The organism is Brachybacterium sp. 107 (genome assembly GCF_052379725.1).
Lineage (GTDB): Bacteria > Actinomycetota > Actinomycetes > Actinomycetales > Dermabacteraceae > Brachybacterium.
Genome location: NZ_JBQSYW010000010.1, coordinates 1 through 19967, shown reverse-complemented (window position 1 = coordinate 19967; position 19967 = coordinate 1). Strand labels below are relative to the sequence as shown.

The 19967-nt window shown below is 70.4% G+C and carries 18 protein-coding genes and 1 pseudogene; 12 read left to right on the top strand and 7 right to left on the bottom strand.

Annotated features, from left to right (window positions below; genetic code table 11):
• Positions 1-1135: 1135 nt before the first annotated feature.
• The 3 genes and pseudogenes from ACT3UL_RS12015 to ACT3UL_RS12005 all read left to right on the top strand — a co-directional run bounded on the left by ACT3UL_RS12015 (position 1136) and on the right by ACT3UL_RS12005 (position 2509).
• Positions 1136-1528: a hypothetical protein gene (locus ACT3UL_RS12015; protein WP_444578457.1), complete on the top strand. Its 393-nt coding sequence runs from the start codon at positions 1136-1138 to the stop codon at positions 1526-1528.
• A gap of 404 nt (positions 1529-1932) precedes the next feature.
• Positions 1933-2218: pseudogene (locus ACT3UL_RS12010) on the top strand (transposase); the annotation flags it as partial.
• A 42-nt stretch (positions 2219-2260) separates the two neighbouring features.
• Complete coding sequence (locus ACT3UL_RS12005) at positions 2261-2509, top strand: siderophore-interacting protein (RefSeq protein ID WP_444578586.1); 249 nt, start codon at positions 2261-2263, stop codon at positions 2507-2509.
• Positions 2510-2780: 271 nt separating this feature from the next.
• Here the strand turns inward: ACT3UL_RS12005 and ACT3UL_RS12000 are convergent, their stop codons facing one another.
• From ACT3UL_RS12000 to ACT3UL_RS11990, 3 genes are read right to left on the bottom strand one after another with little or no spacing between them, the layout of a single operon-like run.
• Positions 2781-3647 carry a sugar phosphate isomerase/epimerase family protein gene (locus tag ACT3UL_RS12000; protein ID WP_444578456.1) on the bottom strand — a complete coding sequence of 289 codons (867 nt, stop codon included), beginning with the start codon at positions 3645-3647 and terminating at the stop codon, positions 2781-2783.
• Positions 3644-4921 (bottom strand): DUF993 family protein, encoded by a 1278-nt coding sequence (locus tag ACT3UL_RS11995; protein WP_444578455.1) that lies wholly within the window; start codon positions 4919-4921, stop codon positions 3644-3646. The genes ACT3UL_RS12000 and ACT3UL_RS11995 overlap by 4 nt, the downstream gene beginning before the upstream one ends.
• 2 nt (positions 4922-4923) lie before the next feature.
• Positions 4924-6078 (bottom strand): Gfo/Idh/MocA family protein, encoded by a 1155-nt coding sequence (locus ACT3UL_RS11990; RefSeq protein ID WP_444578454.1) that lies wholly within the window; start codon positions 6076-6078, stop codon positions 4924-4926.
• 283 nt (positions 6079-6361) lie between these two features.
• On the opposite strand from ACT3UL_RS11990, the gene ACT3UL_RS11985 reads away from it, so the two are divergent.
• Positions 6362-8614, top strand: coding sequence for a glycosyl hydrolase family 95 catalytic domain-containing protein (locus ACT3UL_RS11985; protein ID WP_444578453.1), 2253 nt, complete (start codon positions 6362-6364; stop codon positions 8612-8614).
• On the opposite strand, the gene ACT3UL_RS11980 is transcribed toward ACT3UL_RS11985, so the two are convergent.
• Both ACT3UL_RS11980 and ACT3UL_RS11975 read right to left on the bottom strand, forming a co-directional pair.
• A complete protein-coding gene (locus tag ACT3UL_RS11980; protein ID WP_444578451.1) occupies positions 8611-9441 on the bottom strand; it encodes an ABC transporter ATP-binding protein in 831 nt (276 codons plus the stop codon). The genes ACT3UL_RS11985 and ACT3UL_RS11980 overlap by 4 nt on opposite strands.
• Before the next feature lie 156 nt (positions 9442-9597).
• Positions 9598-10791 carry a dioxygenase family protein gene (locus ACT3UL_RS11975; RefSeq protein WP_444578450.1) on the bottom strand — a complete coding sequence of 398 codons (1194 nt, stop codon included), beginning with the start codon at positions 10789-10791 and terminating at the stop codon, positions 9598-9600.
• Between the two features lie 141 nt (positions 10792-10932).
• Between ACT3UL_RS11975 and ACT3UL_RS11970 the strand changes: the two genes are divergently transcribed.
• From ACT3UL_RS11970 to ACT3UL_RS11955, 4 genes are all read left to right on the top strand, one after another.
• The gene (locus tag ACT3UL_RS11970) at positions 10933-11682 is read left to right on the top strand and encodes a response regulator transcription factor (protein WP_444578448.1); all 750 of its coding nucleotides are present in this window, start codon (positions 10933-10935) and stop codon (positions 11680-11682) included.
• Positions 11679-13232: a sensor histidine kinase gene (locus ACT3UL_RS11965; protein ID WP_444578446.1), complete on the top strand. Its 1554-nt coding sequence runs from the start codon at positions 11679-11681 to the stop codon at positions 13230-13232. Before ACT3UL_RS11970 ends, ACT3UL_RS11965 begins: the two co-directional genes overlap by 4 nt.
• A 66-nt stretch (positions 13233-13298) precedes the next feature.
• Positions 13299-14222 (top strand): class I SAM-dependent methyltransferase, encoded by a 924-nt coding sequence (locus ACT3UL_RS11960; RefSeq protein ID WP_444578444.1) that lies wholly within the window; start codon positions 13299-13301, stop codon positions 14220-14222.
• 50 nt (positions 14223-14272) lie between these two features.
• A complete protein-coding gene (locus tag ACT3UL_RS11955) occupies positions 14273-15007 on the top strand; it encodes an HIT family protein (RefSeq protein WP_444578442.1) in 735 nt (244 codons plus the stop codon).
• Between the two features lie 24 nt (positions 15008-15031).
• Here the strand turns inward: ACT3UL_RS11955 and ACT3UL_RS11950 are convergent, their stop codons facing one another.
• Both ACT3UL_RS11950 and ACT3UL_RS11945 read right to left on the bottom strand, forming a co-directional pair.
• Entirely contained in the window at positions 15032-15733 is a 702-nt protein-coding gene (locus tag ACT3UL_RS11950; protein WP_444578440.1) for an HAD family hydrolase, read from the bottom strand.
• Positions 15730-16248 carry a hypothetical protein gene (locus tag ACT3UL_RS11945; RefSeq protein WP_443335653.1) on the bottom strand — a complete coding sequence of 173 codons (519 nt, stop codon included), beginning with the start codon at positions 16246-16248 and terminating at the stop codon, positions 15730-15732. Before ACT3UL_RS11945 ends, ACT3UL_RS11950 begins: the two co-directional genes overlap by 4 nt.
• 223 nt (positions 16249-16471) lie before the next feature.
• Between ACT3UL_RS11945 and ACT3UL_RS11940 the strand changes: the two genes are divergently transcribed.
• From ACT3UL_RS11940 to ACT3UL_RS11925, 4 genes are all read left to right on the top strand, one after another.
• A complete protein-coding gene (locus ACT3UL_RS11940; protein WP_444578439.1) occupies positions 16472-17932 on the top strand; it encodes a hypothetical protein in 1461 nt (486 codons plus the stop codon).
• Between the two features lie 256 nt (positions 17933-18188).
• Complete coding sequence (locus ACT3UL_RS11935; RefSeq protein ID WP_444578437.1) at positions 18189-18515, top strand: hypothetical protein; 327 nt, start codon at positions 18189-18191, stop codon at positions 18513-18515.
• A gap of 203 nt (positions 18516-18718) precedes the next feature.
• Entirely contained in the window at positions 18719-18916 is a 198-nt protein-coding gene (locus tag ACT3UL_RS11930; RefSeq protein ID WP_444578436.1) for a hypothetical protein, read from the top strand.
• Between the two features lie 567 nt (positions 18917-19483).
• A partial coding sequence (locus tag ACT3UL_RS11925; protein ID WP_444578435.1) for an AAA family ATPase occupies positions 19484-19967 on the top strand: 484 nt, incomplete at its 3' end.

Genomic DNA, 19967 nt, shown 5'->3' with positions numbered 1-19967 from the left:
AACACTGCAGGTCGAAGGCTGGGATGTCGAGGCACACACGCTGCGACGCACCGGTTGCGAGCTCGACGTCAGTGAAGCCCCTGAGCTCTCGAGCCGTCGCTCTGGGGAGGGCTCGGCGACCTACCTCAGGGCGATGGCCTCCTCTGAGGTTCTCCGCACGGTCCTCGCGGGCACACTCCGCTCCGCCGGACTTGTGGGACTGGCCGCGGGAGATCGACTCCGTCGGCGTTCGGCGGGGCAAGAACGGCCGCAGCCGGGAACTGACATACCTCCTGAACTACTCGGGCTCCGCGGCATCACTGCCGAGCCCGGTCGCCGGCGCCTCCGTCCTGGCTGGAACCGACGTCGGGCAAGGCGAGGAGCTACAGATCTCCCCTTGGGACCTAGCGATCCTAGAAGGCTGAGGACCGGGAGCCGGACAGAACCTCGTCGCCGCGTGAGCACCGGCTCCGCGATCGCGCGACCCACATTTTCTACGACCGCCGCACCCTCGAGGTCGGCGGCAGAGCGTAGTCGAGCCGCGCCGCCGCGCCCCGGCTCGGCTCGGCGTCGGCGCGGAGTCCGTGCGGATCCGATGCATTCGCTGCGGTCCCACCGAGAGTTCGTCCCGGCCACAGGAATCGCTTCTCGACCAACGATCCTCCGCGGAGGTCGAGGCGTTCTTCTCTCGCCCCACGTCGAGCCCGCCCATGACCGTCTCACGACAGATCAGAACCCGGGGCGCTTCACTCCCGCGGTGGCGTGATGTCGAACCCACCGCCAGAAGCCCGAGATGCTGGCGCGACTCAGGACATCGAGCGGAGCCACTACCCACATTTTTGACATGTGTGACCTATGCCGTATGGTCGAAGAGAGGGCTATCACTCACCCAGTACTTGAGGGGCCCCAGAAGGCCAATGACAAGTTGGCCGGATCTTCGAAGCGAACGCCACTCTCAGGACGGAGAAGTAAGACCATGGGCCTCAATCTTATCTCTCGTAGAAATGCTTTCACTGCTGTCTGCGCCGCCGCACTCATCCCGTTCTCACTGTCGCGAACCGCGTCAGCAGCACAGGCCCAGCCTTCCGAGGCACTGGATACGCAAGCCGCAACTCAGCAGATTTCCGACGCGTTGGAAACGTTCTTCACACGATACATGCCTGTTATCGACGGCGAGTTCACAGTGAACGAAAGCGCCGTCAAGAGTGATGGCTACGGAGACGAGCTGGATAGATTCCAGCAGATGGCGACCGAGCTGAACACACCCGTTGAGGGAAGCGACGACGAGGCCCTGACGACCCAAGGCGCTGGCTCCTACGCGAAGTGCGTCGCACTCAGCGCACTCGGCATCCCTGCCAGCGCACTTTCTGCCGGCACCTGGACCGCGATCGGAACTGCGATGAGGGCGTACAAGTGGGGGCTCGCGGCTTCCACCATTGTTCGAGCCCTGGGGCCTGCAGCCCTCAAGGGCGTGCTGAAGGTTGCAGGAGGGCCCGCCGGCATCGCAGCAACCTTGGCCGGAGGCGCAATCGTATGCGCCGTTTCATGAACCTCCATCCCAACGTTCTAGAGTGAGGTGGGCATGACAAAAACTTCCAAGGGAGCTATTTTCGGTTTCTTCCTCACCACGTTCGTCATACTGTGGATTATCTACTCTTACGCGACACAGGGAGTTATCCTCTCCAGCAATACCGCGGCGTGGCTACTGGCATTGATTACGTCGGCCGCATTGACCGTCGTATTTGCTAGGTATCGGCCGTCCAGACGTTAGCCTCGCGCTTTCGTCGGCGGGGGCGTCCGGAGGGTGGCGTGGGATAAGCGAAGGTGCTCCTGAGCTGGAAGAATAGGGCTTGTCGAGAGTCCAATTCATCGCAGTTCAAGGAGCACCTTCAGGGTGAAGACTACCGGGTTGTATCCACATCCTCGAGTTGATGTCACGGCGGTAACCGCGGCAACGCGATGCAGGGTCAGCTGGCGGACCTCGAAGTGCGTCAGCGCCGACGCGCCCGCCGCGAAGACCGGATCCGCATCGCGAAGGACATGGGACTGCGGAACCTACCCCTGAACTCGTTCGCGCAAAAACCGGATCTGGTGCCAGACCCTGGCTCTGGCCAGGGAAATGACTGCCTGGATGGGACTGCTCGGCTACCCAGACCAGCCCGCCAGGACGTGGGAACCCAAACGTCTGCGCCACCGCTTTTTCCAGATCCCCGCGGCCCTCGCGCGTCATGCCCGTCAGCACGACGAGGTCTACCCGACCTACTGGTTGCGTCTGTGGTTCATGACCCCGGCGGGGAAGTGCCATCAGCGCGGCTACACGCTGGTCGATCCCGATCCGGCGTCGGACACTGCATGGATCGAGTTCTGCCTGCACCCGGGGGTGGCCTCCGACTGGGCGCGGGCGGCACAGCCCGGCGACCGGATCGACGCGACCGTGCTGAACAGCCGACCTCCCTCGCCGCTCTCCCACCCGACGCGGGCCCGCATTCCCTGCCGCCCTCGACATTGTGCGGGCGCCTGGCTAGCGTGATCGCACGCCCGCGCCATCCCTCCGAGGTGTCCCGCAGGCGCCGACGAACTCCAGCCTGCTTGCGCACCTCCGCAGCCGTCCACGATCTACCGGTCCCGGGCGGGCGGGCGGACATCGTGGCAGCGCGACGAGGCGAACGCGAATGACCTCTGCGAAGACCTCAGCAGCCAAGGATGTCTTGGTCGGGCGTCGTCCTGCACGAATGAGGTCGCGCGTGTGCGCCACGAAGTCCACCACTGCTGATCCGTCGGAGTGACGCAGCGCGCACCCCTCACGCCTCCGGCAGCACGAGCTCCTCGTAGCGCTCCGTCACGATGCCGATCGCCTCGTGCGCGGGGGTGGCCCAGACGTCCTCGTGGAAGATCTCGACCTCGATGTCCCCGATGTACCCGGCGGCCTTCACCATGCGGGTGATGGAGGGGAAGTCGATGAAGCCGTCACCCATGTAGCCGCGGGAGAACAGCGGCTCGGCGGCGAGCGGCAGGTTCCAGTCGCACACCTGGTAGCTGAAGAGCCGTCCGCTCGCCCCCGCCCGAGCGATCGACGCCTCGAGCGCCGGGTCCCACCACACGTGATAGGTGTCCACGATGACGCCGACGGCGTCGCTGCCGGTGGATTCGGCAATGTCGAGGGCCTGGCCGAGGGTGGAGAGCACGGCGCGATCTGCGGCGAACATCGGATGCATCGGCTCGAGCGAGAGCGTCACCCCGGCCTGCTCGGCATGCGGGGCCAGCGTCGCGATGTTCTCGGCGACCCGCGCACGGGCCGCAACGATGTCCTTGTCCTCCGGCGTGATCCCGCCGACGACCATCACCAGCGTGGGCGCGCCGAGCGCGGCGGTCTCGTCGATCGCCCGACGGTTGTCGTCGAGCGAGGCGGCACGGGTGGTCTCGTCGGCCGCGGTGAGGAAGCCGCCCCGGCACAGGCTGCTGACCCGCAGTCCGGCGTCGTCGACCCAGCGGCGCAGGGCGTCGACCCCGATCTCCTCGACGTCCTGGCGCCACAGGCCCACGGCCTCGAGGTCGTGCGCGGCCGTGGCCTCGAGGAAGTCCTGGATCGGGGTGCTGCGGCAGGTCCAGCGGTTGATCGAGAGCCGCGGGGCCCCCTGCGAGGTGTGCGAGCTGTGCGGGGTGTTCATGCGGTCGCTCCGTCCAGGACCGGGATGTCGTAGCCGGCCAGGCGCAGCATCGCGTGCCAGCGCTCGGCGGCCAGCGCCGGGTCCTCGAGGTTGCCGGTGGTGGCGGCGAGCTCGATGGTGCGCGAGAGGTGCGGGAGGCTGCGCGCGCTGTGCATCCCGGCGACCATCGTGAACGCCTTCTGGTGGCCGTTGAGCCAGGCCAGGAAGGCGACCCCGGTCTTGTAGTGGAAGGTGGGGGCGGAGAACACGTGGCGCCCCAGCTCCTCGGAGGCGTCGAGGATGCGGCGCGCCTCCTCCGGGTCGCCCGCGTCCAGCGCCTGCACCGCGGCCGACGCGGCGGGCGCGGTGGCGGCGAACGCCCCGAGCAGCGCGTCGGAGTACTCCCCCGCGACCTGAGCGCCCCCGATCTCGGTCGTGCCGGTGCCGTCACCCACGATGAGATGGGAGAAGTGGAAGTCGTCGCCGGTCAGCATGCGCACCCCGGCGGGGAGCTGCTCGCGCACGGCGATCTCGGCGGCGTCGTCCAGCAGGCTCATCTTCACGCCGCGGATCCGTGAGGGGTCCGCCTCGATGATGCGCAGCAGGGTCTTCGCGGCGACGGTGGTGTCAGCGTCCCCGAAGTAGCCCTCGAGCTGCGGGTCGAAGGCGGTGCCCAGCCAGTGCAGCACGACGGGCTCGGTGGCGGCCTCCAGCACCCGGCGATAGACCTCCTCGTACTCGGCAGCCGACGTCGCCACGCGCGCCAGGTGGCGGCTGGCCATGAGCACGGCGCCGGCGCCGGTGGCCTCGGTGGCTCGGAGCTGCTCGATGTACGCCTCGACGATCTGATCGAGGCCGAGCTCGTGCTCGCTGCGCTGATCGGTGGAGACCCCGGCGACGACGAGGTCGCGCACGGTCGCGTCGGCGGGGAAGACCGCCGCGATCTCCGGGTCCTCGAGCGCCTCGCGGGCGGCGTCGGCCGTGCGGGCGATGAGCTCGCGGGTCGCGGTCGGGTCCAGGCCCATGTTGCGCTGGGCGGTGTCCATCGCGTCGGCCACGCCGAGGCCGCGCGACCACATGGTGCGACGGAAGGCGAGGGTCTGGTCCCAGTCGATGTCCGCCGGGGCGCCGGGGGTGTTGTCGCCGTGGGCGGCCGGGACGACGTGCACGGCGGCGTAGACCACGCGGGAGCGCAGCGGCGAGGTGGGCCGTGCGAAGGCGGGCGCCTCGTCCAGGGCGATCCGGCGCAGCGTGCCGTCCTCGCCCAGCAGGGTGAGCTGCAGGGGCTCTGCCATGATCAGGCCTCCGTCAGCGGATCGAGGGAGACGCGGCGACCCTCGGCGGCGCTGGTCAGGCCCGCTTCGGCGAGGCGCACGCCGCGGGCTCCCGAGAGGAAGTCGTAGGGATAGGCCCGGCCCTCTGCGTAGTGGCGCAGGAAGTCCTCCCACTGCACCTTGAAGCCGTTGTCGAACGGCTCGTTGTCCGGCACCTCGATCCAGTCGTCGTAGTAGTTGTGCGGATCCTTGACGTCCGGGTTCCACACCGGCTTCGGGGTCGCCTCCCGAGGCTGGATGTGCGCGCCGTGCAGGCCGACGACGGCTGAGCCCTTGGTGCCGTCGACCTGGAACTCGACCAGCTCGTCGCGGTGCACGCGCACGTCCCAGCTGGAGTTCATCTGCACCACGGTGCCGCCCTCGAGGCGGAAGATGCCGTAGGCGGCGTCGTCGGCGGTCGCGGTGTACTCCTCCCCCTTCTCGTCCCAGCGGGTGCCGATATGGGTGGCGGTCTGCGCGTAGACGTCCTCGATGCGCCCGAAGAGCTCCTCGATCACGTAGTTCCAGTGCGGGAACATGTCCGCGACGATGCCGCCCCCGTCCTCGGAGCGATAGTTCCAGGAGGGGCGCTGGGCGGCCTGCCAGTCACCCTCGTAGACCCAGTAGCCGAACTCGCCGCGCACGGAGAGGATCTCGCCGAAGAAGCCGCCCTCGAGGAGGCGGCGCAGCTTGAGCAGCCCCGGGAGGTAGAGCTTGTCGTGGACCACGCCGTTGACGGTGCCGTGCTCCGTGGCCAGACGGGCCAGCTCGAGGGCGTCCTCGAAGGTCTCGGCGGTCGGCTTCTCGGTGTAGATCGCCTTGCCCGCGGCGATGGCCTTCTTGAGGTTCTCGACCCGCAGGTTCGTGACCAGGGCGTCGAAGTACACCTCGTAGTCGTCGTTGGCGAGGGCCTCGTCGACGTCGGTGGTCCAGTTCAGCAGGCCGTGCTTCTCCGCGACCCCGCGCAGCTTCTCCTCGTTGCGCCCCACCAGCAGCAGGTCGGGCACCAGGCGATCGCCGTCGGCCAGCTCCACGCCGCCCTGCTCCTGGATGGCGAGGAGCGAGCGCACCAGGTGCTGGCGGTAGCCCATGCGGCCGGTGGCCCCGTTGACGATGATCCCGATCCTGCGTTCTGCCATGACTGTCTCCTGTGCTTCCTGTGGCGCCCCGTACCGGGCGAGTGCTCGCGGGCGGCTGCTCGGCGGGCCGGGTGATCCGCCTCGACCATCGCCCCCTCCCCGGAGGGCAACCGCTTTCCTTGCCCCTAGTCAAGCATGGACGCGGCCGACGGGCAAGCGCTTGTCGACCCTGTCGCTCCCTCGACAGCACCCGGACGCACACCTAGGATGAATGGCAGCGGAAAGCGTTGGCCCGACCGTCGCTCACGCCGCATCCGCACCCCCAGCTCCCGGAGGAATCCCCATGTCATCGAGCAGGACCATCCGTTGCCCGCGCCCGGCCTCCCGCTGGCTCGAGGCACTCCCCCTCGGCAATGGTCGGATCGGTGCGATGGTCTGGGGCGACCCCCGGCGGGCGTGCTTCAGCCTCAACGACTCCACCCTGTGGTCCGGCACCCCCACCACCACGCAGCGCTGGCTCACCTCCGCCGAGGACGCCGCACCGATCCGCGAGCGCGCCCGGGAGCTGTTCCAGGCCGGGGAGATCGCCCAGGCGCAGACGCTGCTCGAGGGGCTCGGCGCCGCCTGGTCGCAGGCCTATCAGCCGGTCGGAGAGCTCGTGGTGACGCTGGAGCCGGAGACCCCCTCCGCCGGCTCCTCCACCGAGGACTACGAGCGCCTCCTCGATCTCGCCCGCGGCGAGCACGTGGTGCGCACCGACGACGGCGAGCACCTCACGCTGGTCAGCGCGGCCGACGAGGTCCTCGTGCACGCCGCCCCCTGCGCCTCCGGCACCCGGTTCGCCCTCGAGCTGACCTCACCGCTGGTCGAGGAGCAGCGCACGGCCGACGAGCACGGCCTGACCGTGGTGCTGCGAGCGCCGTCGGACGGCGTGCCGACGCGCCATGGCGACATGGCCGAGCTGGCCTGGGATCCCGAGGGCGCGAGCCGCGTCGCGGTCGTGGTGCGCACCCGTGTCCAGGACGAGCGTCTGCTCGTCGCCTGTGCGATCGTCACCACCTGGCAGGGACTCGGCCAGCAGCCGGACCGTCCCGTCGCCGAGGCCCTCGCGGAGGCGACCGAGCAGGCGGAGGCGGCCCTCGCCCGCGGCGAGCAGGAGCTGCGCCGCCGCCACCGAGATGCCCCGCTGCCGGGCCTGGCGGACGTCACCCTCGAGCTCGCGGACTCCGAGGAGCCGGAGCTGCTGTCCACGATGTTCGCCTACGGCCGTCACCTGCTGGCCTCCGCGTCGAGGCCGGGACTGCCGCCGGCGACTCTGCAGGGCCTGTGGAACGAGCAGGTGCTCGCGCCGTGGAACTCGAACTACACCGTGAACATCAACCTCGAGATGAACCACTGGGCGGCGGGCATCGCGCACATCCCCGGCGCGGCCGGCGCCCTCGAGGGCTATGTCGCCATGCTGCGGGAGTCGGGCCGCGAGACGGCGCGACGGCTCTACGGGGCGAGCGGCTGGACCGTGCACCACAACTCCGACCCGTGGGGATACACCGACCCCGTCGAGGGCGACCCGAAATGGGCGACCTGGCCGATGGGTGGGCTGTGGCTCGAGCGGGAGCTCGACTCGATCGCCTCGTTCAGCGGCGAGGATCCTGCCGTGATCGCCGGGCGCCGCCTGCCGGCGCTGCGTGAGGCGGCGGCCTTCGCCCTGGACCTGCTGCACGAGGGGCCGGACGGCACCCTGGTCACCTTCCCTTCCACCTCCCCCGAGAACGAGTGGATCACCGCCGGCGGCGAGGTCGTCTCGCTCACCGAGGGCTCCGGGATGGATCGCTGGCTGCTGCGCGAGGTGCTCGAGTCCCTCGTCGCGAAGGCCCAGCTGCTGGGTCGCGCCGACGACGACGTGGCGTCCCGGGCGGCCGCCGCCCTCGAGCGGATCCCCGGCCCCCGTGTCGGGACCGACGGCCGCATCCTCGAGTGGCACGTCGACGGGCCGGACGAGGTCGAACCGACCCACCGCCACGTCTCCCACCTGGGCTTCGAGTACCCCGGCGCGCAGCATCTGAGCCCGGAGCTGTCCGACGCGGTGGTCCGCTCGATGGAGGCGCGCGGCGACGAGGCCACCGGCTGGTCGCTCGCCTGGAAGACGTCGCTGTGGGCGCGTCTGCATCGCCCTGACAAGGTCCAGGACCTGCTGACGCTGTTCCTGCGCCCGGCCGAGACTGCGGACGGCGAGCGCAGCGGCCTCTACCCGAACCTGTTCTCCGCCCATCCCCCGTTCCAGATCGACGGCAACATCGGGATCGTCGCCGCGATCGCGGAATGCCTCGTGCAGAGCCACCGCGGCGAGATCGAACTGCTCCCGGCCCTGGCACCGATCCTGAGCACCGGCTCCGTGCGGGGTCTGCGCGCCCGCCCCGGCATCGAGGTGGACATGTCCTGGGCGGACGGCGCCCTGACCGCGCTGCGCCTGCGCGCCGTCGGCCCGGGCGCGGTCGGCACGCACCGCGTGCGCTGCGGCCAACGGAGCATCGAGGTGGAGCTCCCCGATCAGAGCCCGGCCGAGGTGGATACGACGCTGAAGGGTCGTCGGCTCTAGAACTCCCTGTCCGGCACCAGAGCTGCCCGCCGCGCGCCGGTCCGGGCCTGCCAGCGACCGTCGTCGAAGCTGACGCGGATGGGGTGATCGAAGGTCTCCGAGACGGCTTGCGAGGTGAGGACCTCGTGGATCGGGCCGGCCGCGGTGACGTCTCCGTCGCGCAGCAGCAGGGCGTGGGTCGTGATCGGCGGGATCTCCTCGAGGTGATGGGTGACCAGGAGCGTCGTGAGGTCGGGATCGTGGACCGGGAGCTGCTCGAGAGTCTCCAGCAGCTGCTCCCGGGCGGCCACATCCAGCCCGGTCGACGGCTCGTCCAGCAGCATCAGCTCGGGCGACGTCATCAGCGCCCGCGCGACGAGGGTCCGCCCGCGCTCGCCCTGGGAGAGCGTCGGCCAGCGGGCGTCGGCCTTTCCCGCGAGACCGAAGATTCCCATGAGCTCGCGCGCCCGAGCGCGCTGCGCGGCCGTGGGCTCCCAGCGCATCATCATCTCGGTGCTGCCGGTGAGCCCGGTGAGGATGACCTCCTCGATGAGCAGGGCGGACTGCAGCGGATGACGCGGGTTCACATGGCCGATGCGCTCGCGCAGGGCCCGCAGCTCGACCCGGCCCATGCGTTCGCCGAGCACGTCCACCGTGCCGCTCGTGGGATGGCTGGTGCCGCCGGCGAGTCCCAGGATCGTGCTCTTGCCGGCGCCGTTCGCGCCGAGCATCACCCAGTGCTCGCCCTGGTGGACGGTGAAGGACACCCCGGGAAGGATCACGGCGTCGCCCCGTCGGAACGAGACGTCGGTGAAGTCCAGGACGGCCGGGCCGGGGGTGGAGGGCATGGGGTTCCTTCGTGTGCTGCGAGGGCTTGCGGGTCGTCGTCGGTCCGGTCCACGATCCGCCCTCGCCGGATCGCCGAGGCGACGCGACCACTGATCGAGACGGCGGGACCCGGACCGCACGTCCGGGGCCGGGTCCGGGATCCTGCCCTCCGGCTCTCACCCCTGGTCGGACCCTCCGTCCGAGGCATCTCCGGGCTCGCCCGCCGGCGGCTCACCGGGCGCTCCCTCGGGCGGCTCGCCGCCGACGCCCGGGCCACCGGTACCGTCCTGCGCACCGCCCGGCCCCTCGGGGGCCTCCGGCTCCGTGCTCGTGTCGATCGGGACGTCGATGCTCACCTGGTATCCGGCGTCGACGTCACCGGTGACGGTCGCGAGCTGCATGTCCCAGCCATCGGAGAACACGTTGTCGCTCTCGAGCGTGATGGCGTCCAGGTTCTCCGCGGAGCCGTCGTACTGCGCCGAGGAGTACACCTGGGTGCTCACATCCTCCGGCAGGGCCAGCTGGGAGGTGAGAACGGCGTTGCCCGCATCGGTGATCGAGTCGATGTCGGGGAACACCTCGAAGTGGATGTGCGGCCACCTGCCCGAGTAACAGCCGGGGAAGATCGACCTGAACGTGACGGTGCCGTCCTCGCCCACCACCTGCACCCCGCGCAGGTAGGTCTCCTCCTCGAGCCCGTCGCCGTACATCGAGTATTCGCCCTGCGCATCGCAGTGCCACACGTACACGGACGCTCCGGGCATCGCAGCGCCCTCCTCGGCGAGGTCGGTCACGGTCATGGTGAGGGTGATCGGCGTCCCTTCGGCGACGGTGTCCGTGTCGATGCTGGAGCGGATGTCGCTGCGCTCGACCCCGCTGATCTCGAGCACATCGGCCCCGTTGGAGCCGTCTCCCGGGTAGGGCCCCGCGGTCTCGGTCGGCATCTCGGCGTCGCCGGTGGTCCCGTCGGAGCCGCCGTCGGAGGCATCCGAGCCGCCCCCATCCGACGAGGCGGACCCGCTGGCGACGCCGCAGGCGGCGAGCACGAGGGCCGCGGCGCCGGCGCCAGCGACACCGATCGTGCGTCGCCGGCTCACGAGGGTCCCGAGGTCGAAGGCCAGGCCCTGGTCCTCGACGTCCTCGAGCGGCCGATCCAGGCGCCGGCCCTCCCAGACCGCGGACCGCTCGTCGGCGCCACCCGTGCCGGAGCCGCCTGCAGGATGCGACGTCTCGGAGCCTTCGGCGACGGCGGGGAAGGGACGGCCGACGCGACGGGCAGACGTGGAGCGGTGCGCGGCCCGGTTCGGGACGGTCAGGTCCTCCTGGTCGGAGGAGTCGGCGGGGGTGCTGGTCGGTTCTGTGGTGTTCATGGCGGGAACCGTAGGCACGGACCCTATGCGGTTCCTATGAATCCGCTATGGGCCGTCTTCGAGACCTCGTGGGCAGATCCACGAGGCGGTAGCGTCGCAGGACAGCACGCAGCACAGCACTCCCAGGCAAGGACTCCTGCCATGGCACCACCACATGCCGTTCCCCCTATCGATCCTCGGCCGACGCCGCTCGCGCGGCCCGACGGGTCCCCGATCCGCGCCCTGGTCGTGGACGACGAGGAGTACCTCAGCTCGCTGCTGCGCATGGCGCTGCGGCACGAGGGGTGGGATGCCCGCACGGCGGCGAACGGCCAGGAGGCCCTGAACCTGGTGCGGGAGTTCGGGCCGGACGTCGTCGTGCTGGACGTCATGATGCCGGGCCTGGACGGCATGGAGGTGCTCCGGCGCCTGCGCGCCGCCGAGAACGACGTGCCCGTGCTGTTCCTGACCGCGAAGGACGGCGTCGAGGACCGGATCGCCGGGCTCTCCGCCGGCGGGGACGACTACGTGACCAAGCCGTTCAACCTCGAGGAGGTGCTCGCCCGGCTGCGCGGCATGGTCCGTCGGCACGTGAGGACGGCGGCCGCCCAGGATCCCTGCCTGCGCGTGGGAGATCTCGTCCTGGACGAGGAGTCCTACGAGGTCGAGCGGGCCGGCGTGCCCATCGCCCTCACGGCGAAGGAGTTCGAGCTGCTGCGCTGCCTCATGCGCAACCCGCGCCGGGTGCTGTCCAAGGCGCAGCTCCTGGACCGGGTGTGGAGCTATGACTTCGGCGGCCGCTCCAGCGTCGTCGAGCTGTACATCTCCTACCTGCGCAAGAAGGTCGACAGCGTCGGCGAGCCGATGATCCACACCGTGCGCGGAGTCGGCTACACGATCAGGCCGGCATGAGCAGACGCTCCCGCTGGTCCCTGCGCCGGCGCCTCGTGATCGGGGTCGCCCTGCTGGTGGCCGCCGCGTTCCTCCTGACCGGCGTGACCACGCTGGTGTCCGTGCGGGCCTCGGCCCTGGACCGGCTCGATACGCAGGTCCTCTCCGGCCTGGACAGGTCGCTGGGTCCGGACGGTCCCGCCGCGGAGGATCTCGGAGCGCCACCCGGCCCCGGCTCCGAGAGCGACCAGCCGCCCGCGCGCGTGGGGAGCCTGCACGTGGTGCTGCGGGCCGACGGCACCGCGGCCGTCTCGGCCTTCACCGACGACACCGGCACCGAGGTCGCCCTCTCCTCGGAGCAGGTCGGGATCCTCGCCTCGGCGCAGCTGGAGCCCCGTACCCCGACCACCGTCGACCTGGGCGGCACGATCGGCTCCCTGCGGGTCGCCGCCGACACCCGCGACGGAACCACCGTGATCTCCGGTAGCTCCCTCCAGGACGTCACCGCGACCACCACGGCCACGGCCGCGATCCTCGCCGCCGTCATGGGCGGCGTGCTGATCCTCGTCACCCTCGGCCTGGTCCTCGTGATCACCCGGGCCCTGCGTCCCCTCCGACGGGTCGCCGCCACGGCCCAGCGGGTCAGCGACCGCCCTCTGGCCAGCGGCGCCGTGGAGCTCCCCGATCGCGTCGATCCGGCGGACACCGACCCCCGCACCGAGGTGGGGCAGGTCGGGAGCGCGCTGAACGCGATGCTCCACCACATCGAGGGGGCGCTCACGGCCCGCCAGGACAGCGAGGAGAAGCTGCGGCGTTTCGTCGCCGACGCGAGCCACGAGCTGCGCACCCCCCTGACCTCCATCCGCGGCTACGCCCAGCTCTCCCAGGGCGAGGGCGCCCCGATGACCCCCACCCAGGAGCGCTCCCTCACCCGGATCTCCGCCGAGGCCGCGCGGATGAGCGCCCTGGTCGACGACCTGCTGCTGCTGGCCCGCCTCGACGCCGGGCAGCCCCTGCGGCGGGATCCCGTGGAGCTGACCCATGTGCTGATCGAGGCCGTCGACGATGCGCACGCCGCCGACCCCCACCGCTGCTGGCTGCTGGAGGTCGAGGAGTCCCTCGAGGTGCTCGGGGACGAGGACCGGCTGCGTCAGGTGCTCGTCAACCTCCTCGGCAACGCCCGCGCCCACACCCCCGAGGGGACGACCGTCACCGCCTCGCTGGACCTCGAGGGCGACGCGGCGGTCGTGCGGATCACCGATGACGGGCCCGGCATCGACCCGGAGCTGGGCGCCCGGCTCTTCGAGCGCTTCTCCCGCGGGGACGCGTCACGCACCCGCCGGGCCGGCGGCGCAGATGGCGCAGATGGCGCAGATGGCGCGGATGGTGCAGATGGCACGGCGGGGACCGACGGGACCGACAGCGGCGGGGACATCGGGGGCGCCGGTCTGGGGCTCTCGATCTCCGAGGCGATCATCCTCGCCCATGACGGACGGATCGGGGTGGCCAGCGAGCCCGGCCGCACCACCTTCACCGTCCGTCTGCCGCTGCTCAGCGACGAGGCACGGTGACCCCGCACGCCGCGCGCTCCCCGGAATTCCGTTGTCCCCGCCCGTGCGCACCCCGACAATGGCGCCATGACCGATGACCCGTCGACCGCCCGCACCATCCACCAGCATCCGCTCGCGTACCTGCTGGGACTCGAGGGCGTCGCCCTGATGCGCGCCTTCGCGGGCGAGTACGACCGGGCGTTCACCGAGGCGCGGATCGCCGAGGTGCGCGAGCTGCTGGACCGCGCCGCCGAGCTCGGTCCCGGCGTCGATGTGCCTCCGCTGCCCGTCTCCGACGGGTACGACGGCTGGGCGAGCAGCTACGACGTCGAGGACAACGGCTGCTTCCCGATGCGCGACGACGTGCTCCTCCCGATGCTCGAGACCCTGGCGCCGGGTCGGGTGCTCGATGCCGCGTGCGGGACCGGCGCGGTGGCTCAGCAGCTGGTCGAGCGCGGGCACGAGGTGGTGGGCATCGACGCCTCCGAGGCCATGCTCTCCCGCGCCCGGAGCGCCGTGCCGGGCGCTCGCTTCGAGCTGGGAGACCTCACCGCGCTGCCTCTGCCCGACGGTGGCGTCGACCACGTGGTGTGCTCCCTCGCGCTCACCCACCTCCGCGACCTGACCCCGTTCTTCGCCGAGGCCGCGCGGGTGATGCGCCCCGGCGGGCACCTACTCGTGCTGGACACCCGCGGGCACTTCCTCGGCTCCAGCCGGTATCCGCTGGTCAAGGAGGCGCCCGACGGCCGGGTCGGCCACATCGCCGGCTACCGCCACGGGCTCGGCGACTACCTGCGCGCTGCCCTCCCCCTCGGTTTCGTGGTGCGGGCCTGCGAGGAGACGCATCTCGGCGACATCATCGTCGGCCCGGGCGTGGAGGCGGCGCCCCTGACCCCCGGCCCGCCGAACATCTGGGAGCTGCACCCCTGGGCGCGCGACGCCGCGAACGGCGCCAAGGTCGGACAGAGCGCCGTGGTCGCCTGGGACTTCCAGGTCCAGCCGGAGCTCTGAGATCGCGGTCCACGATGGTCATGGCCGGTCGGGCCTGGCATCGTAGGAGGATGCCCACGCCGAGCTCGTCCGCAGACCATGAGTCGATCGAACACGCTCGAGGCCGTGTCCGCGCCGAGTTCGCCCGACGGCTCGAGCAGGGCCACAGCGAAGCATCCTCGATCCATCTCGTCGCGATCGACCTGCAGCTCAGCCTGTCGGACTGCGCCGAAGCCGTCGGCCATCCGGGCCTGGTCCAGCACAGCGACATCGCGTGGAGGCTGGAAGAACCGGACACGTCAGGTCAGGCCCCGGGTGCAGAGACCGACGAGCCGCCCGATTGGCGCGAGGACCGGGTGGGCAGCGCCCTGGCCGGGAGGAACCCGACGGTGATGTCCCGCCTGCCGGGCGGCTTCGCCGTGATCGGTGACGTGCAGTTCCTCCCCGGCTACAGCGTGCTGATCACAGACCGTCCCGGCGTGGACCGGCTCTCCGATCTCCCCCGCCAGGAACGTGCCCGCTTCCTGTCGAGCATGGACCTGCTCGGAGAGGCCGTCGAGCAGGTGTGCGCCGCGCGCGATGCCGCGTTCCGTCGGGTGAATCTCGAGATCCTCGGGAACGCGGATGCGCTCCTGCACGCCCATGTCTGGCCCCGCTACGACTGGGAGCCCGCCGAGCTCATCACCCGGCCCGTCTGGCTCCACCCTCGCGAGAACTGGTCGGACCCTGCCCTGCGGCTCAGCACGGAGCACGACGGGCTGCGGGCGGAGCTCGCCGCCGCCCTCGATTCCCTGTCGTCGGCCTGAGCTGCTTCCTGCTGGTCAGAGCCCTCAGACCCTGCCCAGCACCTCGTCCAGCCCGGCGATCCTCGCCGACCCGGCGAGAACGCGACGCCGACGGTCCAGCTGGAGGGCCGGAAGTCCAGCGGCGAGCGCGCCGCGCAGGTCGTTCTCGAGGTCATCGCCGACGTGCAGGACGGCGCCGGGGTCCGTACCGAGCGCCGTGCACACCGCCAGGTAGGTGGCCGGATCGGGTTTCTTCGCCCCGAGGCGCTCGCTGGTCCAGACGCCCGCGACCCATGGGGCGAGGCCGAGTGCGCGGACCTTGTGCTGCTGACGCTCCTCCGGCCCGTTGGTGAGGATCGCGACGGGAAGATGCCGGTCGTGCAGCGCCCGCAGCGTCGGGACGGCGTCGGCGAACCCGACCCACTCCTCCTCGTAGACCTCGAGGAACCGGTCATAGAGGCGATCGCACTGCGCGTCGTCGGCGGTCGCGGCCTCCTCGGGCCGTCCGAGGTCCGCCAGCAGGTGCCGGATCCGCAGGCGCCGGTACTCGGCACGGTCGATCTCGCCCGCGTGCCGTCGGCCCTTGAGGTGCTCGGCCGTGCGCTCCCAGGCGGCGGCCGTCTGCGGGTCGAGCGTCGCGCCGAGCTCCTCGACCAGCCGTGCCAGCCCCCGTCGTGCCGACTCGAGATGGTCGAACAGGGTGTCGTCGAGGTCGAGGATGACCGCCTGTATCCGCGGGGCGCTCATGCCCCCTCGCCCGCCTCGGGCACCCGGAGCACGAGCTGGCTCTCCGGCGGCAGCACGTACTCGTCGTCGCAGCGATATCCGCGCAGCCACACCGTCCCGTCGACGACCCGCAGGTAGAAGCCCTTGGGGACCTCATGGTCCGCGCTCAGCGGCTCGGAGAGGACATGGAGTGCGCCGGTGGGCACACGCCCGGCGGAGAGCACCGCGTCGGGCGCCTGCTCCTGCTCGGTCATCGCGAGCCGCAGGAAGGGTCCGGTCCGCAGGGGGCACGGCCGGAGGCCCGCAGCGACGGTTGCATCGAGAATCTGTGGAAGCGTCCCGCCCTCGGGAAGCCCGAGCTCGGCGACGCTGCGCCGGGTGACGTGCACCGTCTGCTCCGTGCGATCGTCGAACGCGCTGTGCTCGAGCAGCATCTCGGCATAGGAGTTCAGCGCGACCCCCTGCGCCGCCAACGCCTCCCGCAGCGCGTCTCGGGAGACGCCGCCGATGACCAGCTGCCGCTCGGGTTCTGTCATGGGGCCAGTATCCCCGGCGCGTGAACGCCCACTCGGTTCGACATGTCCAGCGCGGCCACGTCACTGGTCTGCCGGGGCTTCTGCACGGCAGTCTGGGGCAGTGACTAGGAACCAGAACGCGCATGCTGATCAGCCCGTCCCCACCCGCAGCGGCGGATGGAGCCCTCCCACGCCCGGCACCCGACGCAGCCGGGGAACCACCGCCCTCCGAGGAACGATCTCCGTGACCGCGGCGACGGCCCTGCTCGCAAGCCTCGGGGCCTGCACGTTCGGGCCGGACGATCTCCAGGTGGACGTCGTCGACACCGCACCGACCTCGACCGTCGTGCCGGACGAGGACGCCTCACAGACCGCCCTCGCGCTCAGCGCCTCCCTGTTCACCTCGGCCGATGGCGCGATCGTGGCCACCGAGGACACCGTCGACGCCCTCGCCCCGCTCAGCGCCGCCTCCGGCCTCCCGCTGCTGCTCGGCACCGATCAGGCCGTCGCCGACGAGATCGAACGCCTCGGCGCGGACACGGTCGTCACCACGGAGGGCACGGATGTCTCGGCCCTCGGCGATGGTCTCGACGTGGTGGAGGTCGACTCCTCCGCCGATGACGCCGACGACCTTCCCGAGATCGCCGGCGACGAGGAGGCCCCCGCCGTCTCGATGTTCGTGGATCCTGATCGGACCGGCCCCGCCCAGACCGTCGCCCGCGCGGAGATCGAGGCGGCCGGTGGCACGGTCACCGAGATGCCTGGCGGAGACCCGGGCCTCAGCAGCGACAGCGTTGCCGCGACGAAGAGCGCCGCCGGGGACGACCCGTCGGCCGGGATCTTTGCCCTCGGTGCCACGTTCGGCGCGGCCGACGACTGGGCTGCAGCCCTGCACACCGCGGCGACGGCCCCCGAGCTGCCCGGTGGCGGGCAGACCGTCTTCCCCGGTCGACGCATGATCGCCGCCTACGGCTCCCCCGGTGTCCCGTCCCTCGGCATCCTCGGCGAGCAGGGCCTCGAGGAGTCCATCGACCGGGTGAAGGGCCTCGCCGGCGACTACTCGGGCCTGACCGACGAGCCGGTGGTCCCTGCCTTCGAGATCATCACGACTCTCGCCTCCTCCGAGCCCGGGGCCGACGGGGACTACTCCACCGAGCTCGACCCCGAGAAGATCCGCGAGTGGGTCGACGCCGCCGGGGAGGCCGGGGTGTACGTCGTGCTGGACCTGCAGCCCGGCACCAGCGACTTCCTCTCCCAGGCCAAGCTGTACGAGGACCTGCTCAAGGAGCCCCATGTGGGGCTCGCGCTCGATGCGGAATGGCGGCTAAAGCCAGGTCAGAAGCACCTTGCGCAGATCGGTTCGGTCTCGGCCGACGAGGTCAACGAGACCGCGCAGTGGCTCGCCGACCTCACCGCCGAGAACGATCTGCCGCAGAAGGCGTTCATCCTCCACCAGTTCAGCCTCTCGATGATCTCGGATCGGCAGGACGTCGACACCTCCCATCCGGAGCTCGCGATGGCCGTGCATGCGGACGGTCACGGCACGCCCGACGCCAAGCTCGAGACCTGGAACGCCCTGCAGAACAACCTGCCCGACGGGGTGTTCATGGCCTGGAAGAACTTCTACGACGAGGACACCCCGACCTTCACGCCGGAGGAGACCTACGAGGTGGAGCCGCGCCCGTGGTTCGTGTCGTACCAGTGAGCCGCCTGATCAATGGTGAGTTCTGACCACAGGCGTCGTGCGGGACGGCCGCGTATCGGCGGCAAGTCCGGGAGGGTGCGGACGTGGATGATGCATGCCGTGAGGCAGGGGCGCCGTGCAGCTCTCTCAGCCGGTCAATGCCTACCATTCCAGCGTGGTGCTCAAGTCCCCGGAGGAGCAGCTCGAGCTGGCGCACGTCGGCTGGGAGACGAAGAGCGGCCTCATGGCCTTCCGCCCCATCGAGTAGCAGCGGGCGATGCCCCGCCCGTGTCCCGTCGGCGAGCTATCGTCGCCATCGAACCCACCCAGATCGATGAAGGAGACGACCATGCGAGGCGGCGGACCCGGCGAGTACACACTCCACGCACGCGAGCTGAACCACAACTTCATCGAGAAGGTGTTCACGGTCGACCTCGAGCACGGCGTCGAGTTCATGTCCCGCATCGACGGGGTCCGGTGGGGACGCTCAGGCGAGATCCGGGTGATGGTCCCCGTTGCGATCAAAGACGCCGGTGATCGATTTCTCGACGTGGACCGCGACACGCAGATCCTCGTTCGGAACTCCGACGACTCGGGTAGCTGAGCGCGGCTTCTGATGCGGCCTCGCACCCCGTTCCTGCCGGTTGCTAGCCTGCAGGGATGAGTCGGGCGAAGCATGGAGGCAAACAGCGGTCGACGCTAGGTTGGGCGCTCGCGGCGGGAGCCGTCACAGCGGTGAGTGTATTGACCCTCTACAGCTGGGCCGAGACCAGAGAAGAAACTCGAGAGACTGTCTCGGGTCTCTGTGTGTGGCTCGCGCAGCACGAGAACCCCGGCAGCGACATCGACGTCATTTCGACGGACCGCGTCCGCAAGACGCTGTACCGGGTGTCCGGCACGATGACCCACGGGGATGCCGGGCCCGTCGACTTCGACTGCATGGCGTACTCCGACCTCCACGGTGGCTGGGGTGCAGAAATGGGCGATGAGATCACCCCGAAGTAACGCAGGGCTCGCGACCACGGGCCGCAATCCGCAGAGAGTCCGCGGGGCCCGCGTCGCACCAGTACGAGCCTGTAGCGAATCGGCAGGCCAACCGATGGATACAGGGCGAGACAGAAACCTACTGAACCCCGATCACACTACGTGTCGTACCAGTGAGCGTCCTGCTCACGGAGAGAATCGGCTATGGGGCTGGGGAGCAGTGATCAGCAGACAAGGGCCTCCGAGGCAGCTCCGAGCTCGCCGGTTCGGGTCACGACGAGCGACGTGAACTCCACGTAGCATCGCCGCATGGGCATCCTCATCGACATCGTTGTAGACATCGTCGCCGGGCTGCTCTTGCCGTCCCGGAAGCGGCGCCGGAAGCCTGCGGGTCGGCCCGCAGGGAGTCCCACGAAGCCCTATCGAGCCCGCACACCTCAGTAGCGGAGCATCAGGCCACCAGAACGAATCAGAGTCGACCCGATAGTCGCTGAGCGCAGATCACACGGCGTGTCGCAGCGATGAGCGGCCGTCCCTGGACCGGCCGAATGGGCCTGGGCGGTGCTGCATGGGCCAGACAATGGACTCATGCAGCGATCCCGGGTCCACGTCATGGGGGCCTCCGGCTCCGGAACCACCACCTTGGCGCGCGCCCTGGCCGACCGCTGGGCCGTGCCGCACGCCGATTCCGACGACTACTTCTGGATCCCGTCCCGGCCGCCCTTCACACACAAGCGGCCGACGGACGAGCGGCTCGCGCTGATGCACGACGTCTTCGTGCCGCGTGAGGCCTGGGTGCTGTCCGGGTCGATGCTCGGCTGGGGCGAGGACGTCCTCGCGCAGTGCGACGCCGTCGTCTTCCTGACCCTGGAGCTACAGGAGCGACTGCGCCGGCTCGAGGCCCGCGAGATCGTTCGGCGGGAGGGCCAGGAGATCGATCGGGCCGCCTGGACGGAGTTCCGGGACTGGGCGCTGGGCTACGACGACCCCACCTTCAGCGGACGCAGCCGAGCGAGTCACGAGGAGTGGCTCGAAGCCCTGGCGAAGCCCGTGCTGCGTCTGGACAGCGCCC